The organism is Brevibacillus fortis (assembly GCF_046196545.1).
Taxonomy (GTDB): domain Bacteria; phylum Bacillota; class Bacilli; order Brevibacillales; family Brevibacillaceae; genus Brevibacillus; species Brevibacillus fortis_A.
The window spans coordinates 4,987,501-5,001,977 of record NZ_CP176370.1 but is presented as its reverse complement, the minus strand read 5'-3'; the positions used below and the strand labels follow the sequence as shown (position 1 = coordinate 5,001,977).

The following is a 14,477-nucleotide window of genomic DNA, read 5'->3' as shown; positions in this document are numbered from 1 at the left end:
GCTGTTCCGGAGAAGGACAGCCTTTTTCACTTAAGATAGGGCCTCGCTGGTTACACCCCGGTAGTAATGAGTGTGCCCGTCATCATAAGTGGTTTGCCCTGAAAACTCGTGGTAATGGCTTCCGTCCGGCAGCGGAATAGGCGGACCCGTCCATCCCCTGTAGTGATGCACATGTCCATCATCAAATGTAGTAGTACCTTCGTAGTAATGAACGTGCCGATCTCTCATTCCTTGTGGGGGTGACGTTCTACCACGTATTCGGTGACGATGACGACCCGAAATGCTTGTCAGTGTGTCATACCCATGAAAATGCCCAGGCCGATCGGCAAATCGAATAAAGCGTAATGAATGAGAGTGCCGAGAGCTCATCAAGAAACGCCCCTTTGTATGCATTTATCACTAGTAAATGCGTTTGTCAGGCGTTTCGACACGGACATTCGTCTATGCGTTGAAAAAGAACGAGAGCCTTCCTCATTGGAAAAGGCTCTCGTCTGATTAAAACAGTTTTTTCCCCATGATATGATCCAGTGGGATCACGCCAATGTCTCTACTATCATCGCTATTGTTACGATTATCTCCCATCACAAACACATGGTTTTCTGGTATGACGATTTTGGCATCAGGTACGTTGACCATCTCTTCTTTTATGTAGGGCTCGTTTAACGACTGTCCATTCCGATACAGGCTCTCATTCTTAAACTCCAAAGTATCGCCGGGTTTGCCAATGACTCGTTTTACCCAGAATGTTTTGGCTTCGCTTTTCCCCATGGCGAGCATGAGGAGAGGATTTTCAAGGATGTCATCTTGTAACGTACGATCCCGGTTTACACGGCTGTCGATCACGACAATATCGTTGTACTCAGGGAGATAAGAGAATGTGTGGGACAATTTCGACACATAGATGCGTTCGTCGTTTTGCAAAGTGGGCTCCATCGATTGTCCATTCACTTTAAAAGGTTGGAGAACAAATATGTTAACCAGCATCGCGAGTGAAAGGGAGATGCCCAATGTTTTGGTCCAGCCCCATATTTCTTTTACGCTTTTCAAATCAGACCGCATCCTTCCACGTGAAGATTACTTTGGTGTGGCTATTGATTAGTACGTGAAATGGCGCTTTTTGGTTACGTAAATGAGAAGAGAAGCTTGTGAGCAAAAGGAATTAAGCAAAAAAGCTGAAAAAGATGACAGCAAAAATGCCACTGGGGACAGAGGCGAGTAGGAAATAAAAGGTCCATTTCCATCTGCTTTTATAATCTTGCACTTCATGTTCTTTGTAATAGGCGGAGGGGGCGCTAAGGGCGTTATAAACCATTAATCCAGCTAGTGTAAGGAGACCGAATGCAAGGTACTCCGCATAAATGCCAGCTTGATCGATGTTCCCCGTCGTGATTGCTATGATCAAACATAGAATCTGCAAAGCCGTGCCAAAACCAATTGCTTTAAGAATGAGAACCACCTGCCGAAAGGGTGAAATTTTTCAAGGAAATTAAATCTTTTTAATAAATGAAATCCGGTCGTTTCCTTTTCCATCGTAATTAGAAGTCAAAGAAATTCCATCCACCATTTTATCTCCTTCTTCAACGGCAAAACCTAGCTTCGTGTGGAAGGAGATTGAGCCTTTATTAACAGGAGAAGTAATGCATCGAATCGTATCGCATCCTTTTTGTTTTACGGTTTGAAAGAAATGGTGGTATAATTCGCGGCCCCATCCATCTTTTCGCTTGTCGGGATGCACCCCAACGAAGTGAATGTAAGCTTCGCCAGGCAACGTCTGGGACAAGAAGCCGATGAGGAACGCGATGACTTCACCATTCTCTTCAACAATAAAGCTTGTTGACTGGAAATGGATAAAAAACAGCTTGGGTAACATATCAGACATTTGTCGCCCACCCCACCAATCGTTGAGGACCGTAATAACTTTGAGATAGTCTTGTTCTTGTACATTTCGGATTTGCATCATGCGTGCCTCCTTATCATCATGCTCACTGTGACAAGTCTTTCTGCTCAGGCAATTTTTCCCAGACTACAATGATTAGCGTTGCGATCGGGCCGAGGAATAAAGAGAGAAAAAACCAATTAAGACCGCTACGATTTTTTCCTTGAGCTAGTCCAGCGTTGATGAGGGCCAATGTACCCCAACCAACAAAATATTGATCTTCCATTTTTGAATCTGCCTCCATTGTTCAAATATTGCTCCTATCATATACGTAATGAAAAAAATAGAGTTGCTAAGAATTTTACAAAATGTGTATGAACAAACTAAAAATGGCCAATCGAAAACGAAGGGCCACTGAGAGGAACGTAATCCACCTGGTCGAGGTGTTAGTCTGTTTGTTGGCTCTGGTTCGGGAAACGGAAAGGGTTCCCTGAACCATTGCATCAGGCGTTTTGATGCTCGGTTATTTATACAAAATATCATCCCGTAGTGATCCTACTTTGCTCAGAGCATCGGCAATATCTTCTTCGCTGACACCAAAGTGAGTCAAGGCATCACGCAGATGCCTAACGATAGCATCAAAATGAACGGGTTGCAAATTCATCCCTTCGTGAGCCTTTGCCATAGACTGGCCAGAATATTGATTCGGACCACCGAGGGCATAGCTGATGAACTTTGTTTGGTGTTTACGCTGTTTTTCCATATCGGTGTCTTTGAAAAAGTGGTTCACGGTGTCATCAGCTAAAACTAAATCATAAAAGTAGTCCACTACTTTTGCTACAGTATCTTCGCCACCATATTTCTCGTAAAACGTGCTCATCATTGGCCTCCTTAGGATATTTGCTTCCCTTATAATTCCACGATTGATGGAAACTTATGAGTAAAGAAAAGCCCGCAAGCTGATGTCGATTGCATTTCGACGTCAGCCTGCGGACTAGATGCATGCCATGTGCGCTTTGTTTTAGCCAACTTTCCTGATCACTTTCGAATTTCCACCTGAACTGACAATGATCCATCCTTCAGGAACAGGCGAGGCTTGCAGTACCTCAATCTGTGTTCCGTTAGGAGCACCATTGACATTTCTGATCACATTCGATCCTCCATAGGTTCGAACCATGATCCATCCTTTTGGGATAGGCGAAGCGAGCATCACTTCTACCTCCGTGCCGTACGAAGCACCATTAACATTTCTGATTACATTTGATCCACCAAAGGCTCGAACCATGACCCATCCTTCAGGAATAGGCGAGGCGAGCATCACCTCTATCTCCGTACCATAAGAAGCACCGTTCACATTCTTGATTACATTCGATCCTCTAAAGGCTCGAACCATGACCCATCCGATTGGGATAGGCGAAGCTAGCAGCACCTCTACCTCCGTGCCATAAGAAGCACCGTTCATATTCTTGATCAGGTTCTGCGTTCCTAAAGTTCTAACGATAACCCATCCGGCTGGAATAGGTGAGGTAAGCGACACCCAGATTTCTTCACCATACGTGGCGTTTCTGATTTTTTTATTGGAAGCGTAGGTGGTTGCCTTTTCCTGTGTAGGGAGCGCTGCCCCTTGGACTTGTGTGGCTAGAGAGGGTACTACGACGACTGAACTTAATGACAGGATAATAACTGCTTTTTTAAACATGAGCATCAACCTTTCTTTAAATGTGAATGTTGTTTAGAAAAGGATTATTGAGTTGTAGTCAAAAGTTGTATATTTCTAAAAATACTAATTTATTACATTTTATACGATTATTGTTCTGATTACTTTAGGAGATATTGTCGAATGGTAGGCAAAGTTGACGATAGGTTGGACAGCCGCGAGAAAAGCAAAAGACCCTCTCATCGGTTGAGAGGGTTGTTAGATTGTCCGCGCTCGGAGCGTAATTGAGAGTATTCCTATTTCATAAAGCTTAAAGCGACGCCAATGAAATAAGGTACAAGCCATAAAATCCATACGATCAAGCTGAATTTATGGAACTGCTTGATTTGATGTTCTTTCTTTTTCCATAGAACGACACAGGCCCACACTGTATGGAAAAACATCAAGATCAGAGCGATCAACCCAGTAATGCCATGCAAATTTAAGCTGGAACCGTCTGCGAGCAATTTCATAAACGTTGTTCCGATAGTGTCGAATACTAAACCCAAACCAAAAAAGATAAGGTGTTTCGACTTTAGCTCTCCTGAACGTTTTTCGCCCCATACCCCAATCGTATAGGCAATGAGAGCAAGATTTATAAAAATCACGGCTGCTGCTAACACGTAAGATCATCTCCTGTTCATTTCTTTTGACTACGCTTGTAAGTGTAATCGTTAAACATGAACATAAGATGAACGACAGTGTAGATGGAGGTACCGATGCCCCTCAAATGAGGAGCACCGGTACTGCAAAGCTAGTTGTCTAGGTGTGAAGGACCATCAGCATGAAACAAGTGTCTCAAGATCGCTTGACTCACTTCGGTCACTGGCTCGAAAACAAAAGCAACCAGGTGTTCATGTGGCTCCAGATAGTAATTCCTGTAGCCGAGCTGGATTAACTCCCGATTGAGTCGCGCTGCATCTTCGAAACTTGCATAGAAATACAGATGCTTGGTCATGGTAATCACCTCCTTCCGCACTAAAACGTAGCAGAAGGAGTAGAATCACACCAATGATCACGACCTTGATTTGCAATTGGAAAAGGAAAAAACCCTTATAAAAAGATAAGGGTTTCTCCTTTCATTTATCACCTATTCGCTCTAACGATTGTCCACTTTTTCCGGATACATATCATGATTCATCATCCGATGGCTCGCCATCTCCTCGTACTTCGTCCCTGGTTTCCCGTAGTTGCAATACGGATCGATCGAGATGCCGCCGCGTGGAGTGAACTTGCCCCATACCTCGATGTAGCGCGGATCCATCAGCTTGATCAAGTCGTTCATGATGACGTTGACGCAATCCTCGTGGAAATCGCCGTGATTGCGGAAGCTGAACAAGTACAGCTTGAGCGATTTGCTCTCTACCATTTTGATGTCAGGAATGTAGCTGATATAGATCGTTGCAAAGTCTGGCTGTCCAGTAATCGGGCACAGACTGGTGAATTCCGGGCAGTTGAATTTAACGAAATAATCGCGGTACGGATGCTTGTTGTCAAAAGACTCCAGTACGCTCGGGTCATAGGAGTAGTTGTACGTTGTTCCTTGATTCCCCAAAAGAGTGAGGGAGGATAAATCGCGTTCTTGTTGATGTGCCATATGAGTACAGTCCTCTTTTCTTCCATGAGAGTAAAATATCGTTTACACGCCTCGTTTATTGCCCCAGACAAGCGCATGTAGTTGGGGCAGAACCTTCGCGTCATTCATGTCAGGTGCCGCCATCGCCTGATCGATCAGCCATTCAAAGCTCTCCAAAAGCTTATCCCGAAGCCGAGGTGTATCAGCGTCCATCAGATCACTATTTCCTGGCTGCAAATAGAAAGGTACCTCTGGAAAACGCTGATGAATGGTGCGTGCATAGGCAAAGTCGGCGTCGTCGAAAACAACCACTTTCAGGCTAAGTCCTGGATGTTTTTGTTCCAAAAGCTCGTGCACAATTCGATCAAGCGCTTGAAAATCTGTTTTCATCCCTGAGCTTGGCGGCTTCGGTGAAATCGTAATGTCGTCAATCTGTGGAAGCCACGCTTGCCACTTGCTGCCTTGTGTTTCGATTGCTGTGCGAATGCCATGCTCCTTCAATAGGGAGATTAAGTCGCCGATGCCAGCCAAAAGCGCAGGATTTCCCCCGGAGATCGTGACATGGGAAAAACGGTCCCCGCCCAAGCGAGTGAGCTCCTCCCAGATCGCCTCGGGTGACATTTGCTGGATTTCATCGCGGGCAGATCCATCCCATGTAAAGGCGGAGTCGCACCAGTTGCAACGATAGTCACAGCCAGCTGTTCGCACAAACATCGTTTTTTGACCGATAACCATTCCTTCGCCTTGAATCGTAGGGCCGAATATTTCCAAGACCGGGATCATTCCATCATCCACTCCCGTCTTGCCTCTGCATAGCTGGTCGGTGTCTCGAACAGGCGAACGAACTCCACCCGAGCGCTGTTGTAGCGGTCGCGGTAGGCATCTGATTGCAATTGCTTTTCCATCTCTTCGAAAATCCACACGACCATGTTTTCGGCAGTAGTATTCATCGGGGGAAGCATTTCATTCAGATAGCGATGATCCAAATAGATTTCGATGTGCTCTTTCCAGATTTGCTTGATGTCACCGAAATCGATCACGAGTCCGATCTCGTCTGGAAAGCCGCTGATTCCGAAGACGACCGTATACGTATGGCCGTGCAGGTTTTTGCACTTTCCTTCATAAGCGTGCAGATGATGTGCAGCGTCAAAAGTAAATTCCTTGCTTACCAAAACGCGTTTGTTATGGTAGCGAAGCTGTGATTTTTCAATATGGGTACCCAGTGCCTGCATGCGATCGACGATACGAAAATCAAAGTTCGCGCTCATCAGGCTTGTTCTCCAGGTTGATTTTTCTCGGAAAGATAAGTGTCCAGTCCGGCTTTTCGCAGGTGGCAGGCAGGGCATTCGCCACAGCCGTCCCCTTTGATGCCGTTATAGCAGGTGAGGGTATTTTCGCGAATATAGGTGAAGGCACCCAGATCGTCCGCCAGCTTCCACGTTTGTGCTTTGTTCAGCCACATGAGCGGCGTGTGAATCACAAACGGATAGTCCATCGACAAATTCAATGTCACATTGAGTGATTTGATAAAGGCGTCACGGCAGTCGGGATAACCGCTAAAATCCGTTTCGCATACACCGGTAACCAAGTGACGTGCTCCTCGTTGCTTGGCGAAAACGCCCGCAAAGGAAAGGAACAACAAGTTGCGTCCGTCGACGAACGTGGATGGCAATTGGCCTTCTTCCTGGGTAATGTCAATATCTGTGCGGGTGAGTGCATTGGGTGCGAGCTGGTTTAACAGGCTCATGTCCAATACGGAGTTTTTTACGCCGAGTTCTGCGGCGATTTGCTGGGCGCACTCGATCTCCAGCTTGTGTCGCTGCCCGTAGTCAAACGTGAGGGTTTCTACTTCGCCGAATTGCTCTTTCGCCCAAAACAGGCAGGTAGTGCTGTCCTGACCTCCGCTAAAGACGACAACGGCTTTTTCCTTTTTCATCATTGCTCTCCATCTCCTCTGATTGAATTAGAAGAAAGAGAGTTCTTGAACTTTCCTGCAAAAAAACAAAAACAATACCAAAGAAAGGTACTGTTATCCGGCTTAGTTTTTTATAGAGGGAGTTCGCGAACCTCTCCCGTGCAGATGCACGGATTTCTTATTTGTGGAACCCAAATGGGCACCTTGAGACATTATACAACAATCAGCGCCGAAGTGGGGGGATTATCGCTTGGAAAAAGATTGACGGATGGAGGGTGCTACTGCTAGTGTTTTTTTCATAATGGATCAACATGGAGTGGAGCGGGTGACTTTGATGAGAGATGTCCCTTTGGTGGAAGAATATCGCGGCGGCATTCTGGAGAACGTACATAACGGCATCGTGTGCGGCGTGAATGAAAAAGGAGAGGTGGCTTATCGGGCAGGCGATGAGAACCATATCACCTTATTGCGCTCCGCAGCTAAGCCCTTTCAAGCCATTCCCATCGCCAAACGTAAAATTGATGAAAAATTCGGACTGAACAGCAGCGAAGCAGCACTCTTTGCGGCCTCACATCGTGGTGAAGTCTATCATATGGAAGGCTTGGAGTCGATTTTACGAAAGACCGGCATTCAGGAAGACGAATTGCTTACTTGCCCGACATATCCGCTCAACGAGGAGCCGAAGTTTGCTTGCTTGTCCCAAGGCATAGAAAAACGTAGGCTCTTTCATAACTGTGCGGGAAAGCATTTGGGGTACTTGGCGCTGTCGAAGGATCAAGGATATTCCACTCATGATTACTACAAGGCAGAGCATCCAGCGCAACAGGAGGCATTGGAGGTGTTTGCCAACCTGGCTGACTATCCAAAGGAACAGGTTCAGCTAAGCGTCGATGGTTGTGGCTTCCCGGTTTTTGCGCTGCCGCTCAAGCACCTGGCGATTGCATATCTGAAGCTCGCTTGTCCGGATCTGATCGAGGATCACACGACGCGTGAGGCAGTAGAGAGGGTGACAGGTTGGATGACGAGCAGTCCCGAGATCATTGCCAGTCACAACTTCATCTGTACAGCGCTTTTACTGGATGAAAATATAATCGCCAAAGGCGGAGCGATGGGCGTATACGGCTTTGCTTTGAAAAAAGAGAGACTCAGCTTTTCGCTTAAGGTACTGAATGGCTCTGAATTAGTATGGCCGCTTATTATCGCATCGATCTTGGAGCAGATTCAGTATGATAATCAGGAAACTATCGACCGACTGTATGCGCTGGCGCCAAAAGCCATTAAAAACGACAATCAGTTGGTAGTTGGGGAGAAACGACCAGTTTTTGTTTTGAACAAATGCTAAAAACGGAGGCGAAGTATCATGCTAGTGGAAGTGATTGCGACTTCAGTTGAGGATGCAAAACGTGCGGAGCAGGGCGGAGCTGACAGGCTGGAGCTCATCTCAGGAATTTTGGAGGGTGGCATTACCCCGAGTTGGGGATTGATTGACGCAGTGGTCAAGGCGGTTTCCATCCCGGTAAACGTCATGGTGCGACCACATAGCCAATCGTTTTGCTATACGGCTGAGGAACTTGCAGTCATGCGGCAGGATGTACGTATCATTCGTGAGCTTGGGGCATCAGGTGTCGTATTTGGCATGCTGACTCCAGAGAATAGGATCGATCAGCGGGGCTTGGAGCTGTTACTTGGTGAGTCAGGTGCTTTGAAAGTGACGTTCCACCGTGCGTTTGATGATGCTGTGGATCAAATGGAAGCAGCGCGTATTTTGCTGGAATATCCCCAAGTTCGTACCATTCTTACTTCTGGGGGTAAAAAAACGGCCATTGAGGGAGCTGATTGCATCGAGCAGCTCGTCAAGCTGACAGAGAATACACAGCTCACGATTTTGGCAGGAAGCGGATTGTCGCTGGCTAACGTAGGAGACCTCGTGAAACGTACGGGTGCCAAAGAGGTTCATTTTGGATCGGCAGTACGAGAAGAAGGACAGGCTCTTCGATACGTTGATGCAGAGCGAGTGGCTGCCATTAAACAACTACTGTAAGCATAAAACAAGCCGACACCTTACTTCTGCAGGGTAGCCGGCTTGTTGTTCATTTGCTTCCGTATCCAGTAGCCGATGACAAGGAGTAGCGGATACAAGAAACCTACTGTTAGATCAAAGAATGGCCAATACGTAAAAGTCTCATATAAAAAAGTACCGTTTGGAATGAGGAGAATTGCGCTGGCGACAAATATGATGCAAATGGGCAACGTGAGCGCCTGATGCTCCTTTAATTGGAGAAGCTGCTTGATACCCACGCAGAAGCCATACATGTACAACACCACTTTGAAATAGATCGAGACAAACCACATGAGAGCCATCATCGCTTCCTGCCTTTGAAAGAACTCCCCTACATGGACTCGTTTGGCGAGGGAGTAGCTCGGAAAGGTCTCACGGGAAACTAATTCCGGGCCGAGTACAAGTAGCGATAAGAAGATGACGGCAAGCAGACAAACACCACCGTAAATGGCTCCTCGCAAAAAAGCAGACGTGAGCTTTTGTTTTGCATCTAGGAGCGGGGTAATCATGAGGAAAATAACTAGTTCCGAGAAGGGAAAAGCGGTCACGGAAAATACTCCTCTTATAACGGGCTTTATGCCATTTTCCAAGAAGGGGAAAAGGTTCTCGAATTGGAACTGAGGGGTTAACAAAAGAAAAAACATAACAAACGTAAAAACAAACCAGAGGAAAAAAATTTCGCTGGTCCGTGCGAAAGCTTCAAGGCCTAATCGAACAGCGAATATGGCACAGGCAACGAGTAAAAACATGACAGCCTGGATGGGTGTTTCTTTCATAATGTGCGTGGTCATGAATTCTCCAATTGTCCGTACATAGATAGCGCCGTTGATTAACACAGCCCCCAAAAAGAAGAGGGAAAAGAATGTGCCGAGCCAACGTCCAAATATGAGCTTGTTCTTTTCAATCAGCGTTTGTTCGGGGGAGATGCGACCGACTACACAAAACAAGTATACGATGGCTAGCCCCAGTACCATGCCGATCAATCCTGATAGCCATCCATCGTGACCCGCTTCAGTCGCAGGTACGGAAGGTAAGATCAGAATGGAGTCTCCTATGGTGATGAATGTTACGAGGATGACAAATTGACGGCTGCCAATCTTATCGGAGTTCTGCATGATGTCTCACCTTGTCCGTAGGTTTATCTTACGTATTATTTCCAAGTTCAGGATGGATAAACGAAACGTAAGCAGGTGCCGTCTCTTGTCTGATTTGTTTTCGGAATAGTATGATAAAAGAAAAGAGGTAGGATACTATAAGCCAACAGGAGAAGGGGAGAAAAGCTGTGGAGCTGGAAAAAAGGTTGTCGGCTATTATCGGACAAGCGGAGGGGACTTGGGGAGTCGTTGTGGAGGAACAAGGCACAGCTAAAGGAGCTCGCTTTGAACATGTACCGGACGAGCTGTTTATTGCGGAGAGTGTGATCAAAGTGCCGATCATGGCAGCCGTTTTCGCGGCAAGTGAGCAGGGGCATTTTCGATTGGATGATCAGCTTGTTCTACGCCAAGAGGATTTGGTTGGGGGATCGGGGATTTTGTACGCGCTATCTCCAGGCTTGAAGCTTACGATTCGCGACTTGGTGACCCTCATGATTATTCAGAGCGACAATACGGCAACGAATATGCTGATTGATTTGGTAGGAAAAGCGCAGATCGACCAGACCATGATCGATTTGGGAATGCGCCAAAGCTGTTATTCACGCAAGCTGATGATTTATCCACTCGACATCACAGAAAACAATAAGATAACGGCTGGGGATGTTGCGAGTATGCTAGGCCAAATGGCAACGGGCAGTTATTTGTCTGAGTTTTACTGTAAAGAGATGATCGCCATTATGAAAAAGCAGCAAGTTCGTAATGGTCTGCCGTCCCAATTGCCAAATGAGGAAGAAACCAATTATCCTGCATGGGAACTGCCGTGTAAATCGGGCTGGGATACCGGCAGGCAGCATGATGTAGGCTTGCTGTATACGAACAATCGCTGCTTTTCCATTACGGCCTTATCCAAAGATGTAACCGCTCAATCCGCTCTAAACACACTAGGATTACTGGGAAGAGCCGTGTATGACCACGCAATTTTGGCTGTCGATTAGATCGGCAGCTTTTTCATTGGTTGATGGCTAAAACTTGCTTGGAAGCCTCATCGATCTCTTGCAATTCAGACGATGTCAAAGAAAAGCGCATGGAATCGCAAAGACCGTTTCACCATGAGCGTGAATCAACCAGTTCAAGGCGATTTGTCTAGCGGCACTGTATTTGTGTGCCAGCTCCTCCAGGACCGTGATGAGCGGCTGAGACTTTTTTAGCTCGGCGGAACGAAGGGAGGATGTCCATTTTCGGCGTCCATTTCATTCATTTCGCTTGCAACGGAAGACAAGGAGGAGGGCTGGTGGACTTGATGCAAATGGCTGGTGCGGTTATCGAGCAAACGAATGCGTTCGTCGATTGTGTTCCCGATACTTTTGGCGGTGCGCAGGACAGGCCACCCTTTTGTCGCAATATGAGCGGAATCCGCTAGTGGCCCGGCGTCGCTTAAGGCTAGCTCCCAAGCCACTTCACCTACTCCTGTTCTATTATTGATTTAAAATACTTTCTTCCAATACAGCATACTTGTCGCCGTATTCCTTAATGATATGCTTTTCGCCCCATAAGCAGAGCGAATCGAGAATACTTTTCAGGGTCCAGCCGTACTCGCTGAGCTCATACTCCACTTTTGGCGGAACCTGATTGTAAATAATCCGGTTGATGATGCCATCGTCTTCAAGCTCTCTCAGTTGCTGCGTCAGCATTTTCTGCGTAATGCCCGGCATCAGTCTTTTCAGCTCACTTGTACGTTTTTTTCCGTGAGTCAGGTGACACAAAATAACGCATTTCCATTTACCGCCGATGACCTCGAGGGTGGCTTCCACTGATATGTTATACTTCTTCTTCACTGTTGATTTCCTCCTGAATGATAGGTACTTTTTGGTGCCTATCACACAAAAAAGTGCGTACTTTTACTTTTGGTTAGTCTCTCTCATAATAACACTTGTCAAACGACATGAAGCACATTGGGCGACTGGAAACAGTCATACTAACATAGAGCACAAGGATGGAGGAGAAAAGCTATGCCAAAACATTTGCAAGATACGACTACACTGTACAACGGAGTAAAAATGCCTTGGTTGGGTCTGGGTGTTTTTAAAGTTGAGGAAGGTCAGGAGCTCGAGCTAGCTGTAAAAACAGCAATCAAGCACGGCTACCGCAGTATCGACACAGCCGCTATTTATAACAACGAAGAAGGTGTTGGCCGTGGAATCCGTGCAGGTCTGGCGGAAGCGGGCATTGCTAGAGAAGATCTTTTTGTTACCTCGAAAGTATGGAATTCAGATTTGGGGTATGAGTCCACGTTGGATGCATTTGAGACGAGCCTGAAAAAACTCGGACTGGAATACTTGGACTTGTACCTCATTCACTGGCCAGTAGAAGGAAAGTTCAAAGAAGCATGGAGAGCATTGGAGACGCTGTACAGAAAAGGGTTGGTGAAAGCCATCGGGGTAAGCAATTTCCACATTCATCATGTAGAGGAACTGCTTAAAGACGCTGAGATTAAGCCGATGGTGAACCAAGTGGAATTCCATCCGCGCCTGTCCCAAGATGAACTGCGTGCCTACTGCAAGGAACAAGGGATTCAATTTGAAGCATGGTCTCCGCTTATGCAAGGACAGCTATTGGACAATCCAGTACTAAAAGGAATTGCAGAAAAATACGGGAAGTCCATTGCCCAAGTCATTTTACGCTGGGATTTGCAAAATGGCGTCGTGACCATTCCAAAGTCAACCAAGGAGCATCGAATCATCGAGAATGCATCCGTATTTGATTTTGAACTGTCGAAAGAAGATATGGAAATGATTCATGCGTTGAACCAAAATCTTCGAGTTGGCCCAGACCCAGATAACTTTGATTTTTAATTAGCTGACGGCATACAAAAAACTCCTGATGATTTCAGGAGTTTTTTCGTTGAGGAAAAGGAATAGGAATAGGAATAGGAATAGGAATCAAATGACTTCTGGCAACTGAATGTCGTCCATCGTTACCACGCATTCAAATTGATTGGGGGAGTCGTGGTGAACATGCTCCTTGAGAATACCCATTTTCACGAAAAAGCGCAGACTGGTGTAAACGGTTGAGAGTGTGATGTTTGGCATCTCGTTTTTCAAAGTATGGTAAACGTCTTTAGCTGTATAGTATTTCCGAGTGGTAAGCATAAGAAGGAGTACGGCTCTTCTTTGAATGGTTAATCTTTTTCCTAGATGCTTTACTTGTTGTGTGACACTGACAATATGATGATCCATTACAGGTCACCTCGTTCTTAGATTATAATAATTACTATATTATAATTATCCTTTTTATTTTGTGTGCAGTCAACTTTTTCTTTCCATATCTTATCCAGCTCATGGCCTGCGTGTGCATGTTTCTGGAGGATGCGTAAATCTTACATAAGAGAGATGAGGAAATAGGGGTTTTCTTTTCCACCAAAACATGGTAGTGTATGTGCGGATTTTGCTTACGAGATAATGTCAGGAGTGGAACCATGTGACACGAAAAAGACGAACCGCAATCCAGATGAACAGTCCGCAGCGAAAAGTACTCGAATATGGCATGCTGGTTCTGGGATCGCTAGTATTGGCAACTAGTTTCAATCTGTTTCTGAATCCAAACCAAATTGCTTCTGGAGGCGTTTCTGGGCTGTCTACGATTTTGCATAACTTGTTTGGTTTTTCTCCAGCAGTCGTGCAATGGGCAATGAATATTCCGTTGTTTCTATTAGGATTTAAACTACTCGATCGGCAATACAGTATGAAGGCGGCGGTTGGTTCGATTGTTCTGCCTTTGTGTGTCATGCTGACCAGTCACCTGCAGCCGTTTACCACGAATCTCCTGCTGGCAAGTATTTATGGGGGAATCGGAGTAGGGCTTGGAATTGGTATCGTGTTTCGGGGGAGAGGATCGACGGGCGGTTTTTCCATTGCATCACAAATCCTCCACAAATATTCAGGAATTAGCTTGGGTGCATGTGTAGCTGTGTTTGATGGACTAGTGATCTTGTTTGCAGGGATTGTATTCGATCCGGAAAAAGCATTGTATGCACTTATTGCGTTGTTTGTGACCAGCAAGACGATTGATATTGTTCAGATGGGCTGGAATACATCCAAAGTCGCTTATATCATTTCGAATGAAACAGATACGCTGAGAGAAACCATCTTGTATGATTTGGACCGTGGTGTCACTTTGTTAGATGGTGCTGGTGGATATACCGGAGACGCGCGTAAGGTGCTTATGGCAGTGGTTAGCCAAAGTGAAGTGAGTAAGCTGAAAA

General features: G+C 46.0%; 22 protein-coding genes and 1 riboswitch (1 of these 23 running past the window's edge). Of the genes, 5 read left to right on the top strand and 17 right to left on the bottom strand.

Annotated elements, in window-relative coordinates:
- Positions 1-30: 30 nt before the first annotated feature.
- From ACKKE8_RS24555 to queC, 13 genes are all read right to left on the bottom strand, one after another.
- On the bottom strand, positions 31-369 hold the full coding sequence (locus ACKKE8_RS24555) for a YmaF family protein (protein WP_409175312.1): 339 nt from the start codon (positions 367-369) through the stop codon (positions 31-33).
- A gap of 126 nt (positions 370-495) precedes the next feature.
- Positions 496-1,059 (bottom strand): signal peptidase I, encoded by a 564-nt coding sequence (gene lepB / locus ACKKE8_RS24550; protein ID WP_409175311.1) that lies wholly within the window; start codon positions 1,057-1,059, stop codon positions 496-498.
- 100 nt (positions 1,060-1,159) lie between these two features.
- Positions 1,160-1,402 carry a hypothetical protein gene (locus tag ACKKE8_RS24545; protein ID WP_409175310.1) on the bottom strand — a complete coding sequence of 81 codons (243 nt, stop codon included), beginning with the start codon at positions 1,400-1,402 and terminating at the stop codon, positions 1,160-1,162.
- 84 nt (positions 1,403-1,486) lie between these two features.
- On the bottom strand, positions 1,487-1,957 hold the full coding sequence (locus ACKKE8_RS24540) for a GNAT family N-acetyltransferase (protein ID WP_409179194.1): 471 nt from the start codon (positions 1,955-1,957) through the stop codon (positions 1,487-1,489).
- 25 nt (positions 1,958-1,982) lie between these two features.
- Positions 1,983-2,162 (bottom strand): hypothetical protein, encoded by a 180-nt coding sequence (locus ACKKE8_RS24535; protein WP_039961628.1) that lies wholly within the window; start codon positions 2,160-2,162, stop codon positions 1,983-1,985.
- A gap of 237 nt (positions 2,163-2,399) precedes the next feature.
- Positions 2,400-2,756, bottom strand: a complete 357-nt coding sequence (locus ACKKE8_RS24530) for a group I truncated hemoglobin (protein WP_409175309.1) — start codon at positions 2,754-2,756, stop codon at positions 2,400-2,402.
- 141 nt (positions 2,757-2,897) lie between these two features.
- Positions 2,898-3,575, bottom strand: a complete 678-nt coding sequence (locus ACKKE8_RS24525) for a hypothetical protein (protein WP_409175308.1) — start codon at positions 3,573-3,575, stop codon at positions 2,898-2,900.
- 254 nt (positions 3,576-3,829) lie between these two features.
- The gene (locus ACKKE8_RS24520) at positions 3,830-4,195 is read right to left on the bottom strand and encodes an HsmA family protein (RefSeq protein ID WP_409175307.1); all 366 of its coding nucleotides are present in this window, start codon (positions 4,193-4,195) and stop codon (positions 3,830-3,832) included.
- Positions 4,196-4,326: 131 nt separating this feature from the next.
- Positions 4,327-4,530 (bottom strand): hypothetical protein, encoded by a 204-nt coding sequence (locus tag ACKKE8_RS24515; RefSeq protein ID WP_016738696.1) that lies wholly within the window; start codon positions 4,528-4,530, stop codon positions 4,327-4,329.
- Between the two features lie 141 nt (positions 4,531-4,671).
- A complete protein-coding gene (queF, locus tag ACKKE8_RS24510; RefSeq protein ID WP_007729714.1) occupies positions 4,672-5,169 on the bottom strand; it encodes a preQ(1) synthase in 498 nt (165 codons plus the stop codon).
- A 42-nt stretch (positions 5,170-5,211) separates the two neighbouring features.
- The gene (gene queE, locus ACKKE8_RS24505; protein ID WP_409175306.1) at positions 5,212-5,931 is read right to left on the bottom strand and encodes a 7-carboxy-7-deazaguanine synthase QueE; all 720 of its coding nucleotides are present in this window, start codon (positions 5,929-5,931) and stop codon (positions 5,212-5,214) included.
- Positions 5,928-6,416, bottom strand: a complete 489-nt coding sequence (gene queD, locus ACKKE8_RS24500) for a 6-carboxytetrahydropterin synthase QueD (protein ID WP_409175305.1) — start codon at positions 6,414-6,416, stop codon at positions 5,928-5,930. Before queD ends, queE begins: the two co-directional genes overlap by 4 nt.
- The gene (queC, locus tag ACKKE8_RS24495; protein WP_017251152.1) at positions 6,416-7,084 is read right to left on the bottom strand and encodes a 7-cyano-7-deazaguanine synthase QueC; all 669 of its coding nucleotides are present in this window, start codon (positions 7,082-7,084) and stop codon (positions 6,416-6,418) included. Before queC ends, queD begins: the two co-directional genes overlap by 1 nt.
- Before the next feature lie 96 nt (positions 7,085-7,180).
- A riboswitch (PreQ1 riboswitch) is annotated at positions 7,181-7,224 on the bottom strand.
- A gap of 173 nt (positions 7,225-7,397) precedes the next feature.
- Between queC and ACKKE8_RS24490 the strand changes: the two genes are divergently transcribed.
- The gene (locus tag ACKKE8_RS24490) at positions 7,398-8,405 is read left to right on the top strand and encodes an asparaginase (RefSeq protein WP_409179193.1); all 1,008 of its coding nucleotides are present in this window, start codon (positions 7,398-7,400) and stop codon (positions 8,403-8,405) included.
- Between the two features lie 18 nt (positions 8,406-8,423).
- Complete coding sequence (locus ACKKE8_RS24485) at positions 8,424-9,104, top strand: copper homeostasis protein CutC (RefSeq protein WP_409175304.1); 681 nt, start codon at positions 8,424-8,426, stop codon at positions 9,102-9,104.
- Positions 9,105-9,124: 20 nt separating this feature from the next.
- Here ACKKE8_RS24485 and ACKKE8_RS24480 read toward each other — a convergent pair whose 3' ends face one another.
- Positions 9,125-10,237, bottom strand: a complete 1,113-nt coding sequence (locus ACKKE8_RS24480; RefSeq protein WP_409175303.1) for an endospore germination permease — start codon at positions 10,235-10,237, stop codon at positions 9,125-9,127.
- A 167-nt stretch (positions 10,238-10,404) separates the two neighbouring features.
- On the opposite strand from ACKKE8_RS24480, the gene ACKKE8_RS24475 reads away from it, so the two are divergent.
- Positions 10,405-11,211, top strand: coding sequence for a serine hydrolase (locus tag ACKKE8_RS24475; RefSeq protein WP_409175302.1), 807 nt, complete (start codon positions 10,405-10,407; stop codon positions 11,209-11,211).
- A gap of 209 nt (positions 11,212-11,420) precedes the next feature.
- On the opposite strand, the gene ACKKE8_RS24470 is transcribed toward ACKKE8_RS24475, so the two are convergent.
- Together ACKKE8_RS24470 and ACKKE8_RS24465 are read right to left on the bottom strand one after the other, a co-directional pair.
- Positions 11,421-11,672 carry a hypothetical protein gene (locus tag ACKKE8_RS24470; protein ID WP_409175301.1) on the bottom strand — a complete coding sequence of 84 codons (252 nt, stop codon included), beginning with the start codon at positions 11,670-11,672 and terminating at the stop codon, positions 11,421-11,423.
- A 19-nt stretch (positions 11,673-11,691) separates the two neighbouring features.
- A complete protein-coding gene (locus ACKKE8_RS24465) occupies positions 11,692-12,051 on the bottom strand; it encodes a helix-turn-helix domain-containing protein (protein WP_017251146.1) in 360 nt (119 codons plus the stop codon).
- 174 nt (positions 12,052-12,225) lie between these two features.
- On the opposite strand from ACKKE8_RS24465, the gene ACKKE8_RS24460 reads away from it, so the two are divergent.
- The gene (locus tag ACKKE8_RS24460; RefSeq protein WP_409175300.1) at positions 12,226-13,068 is read left to right on the top strand and encodes an aldo/keto reductase; all 843 of its coding nucleotides are present in this window, start codon (positions 12,226-12,228) and stop codon (positions 13,066-13,068) included.
- An 87-nt stretch (positions 13,069-13,155) separates the two neighbouring features.
- Here ACKKE8_RS24460 and ACKKE8_RS24455 read toward each other — a convergent pair whose 3' ends face one another.
- Complete coding sequence (locus tag ACKKE8_RS24455) at positions 13,156-13,452, bottom strand: Fur family transcriptional regulator (RefSeq protein ID WP_409175299.1); 297 nt, start codon at positions 13,450-13,452, stop codon at positions 13,156-13,158.
- A gap of 241 nt (positions 13,453-13,693) precedes the next feature.
- Between ACKKE8_RS24455 and ACKKE8_RS24450 the strand changes: the two genes are divergently transcribed.
- On the top strand, positions 13,694-14,477 hold the 5' portion of the coding sequence (locus tag ACKKE8_RS24450) for a YitT family protein (RefSeq protein ID WP_409175298.1). Its footprint extends 86 nt past the window's final position; 784 of the gene's 870 nt are visible here — the first part of the coding sequence; the start codon lies at positions 13,694-13,696; the stop codon falls past the right edge of the window.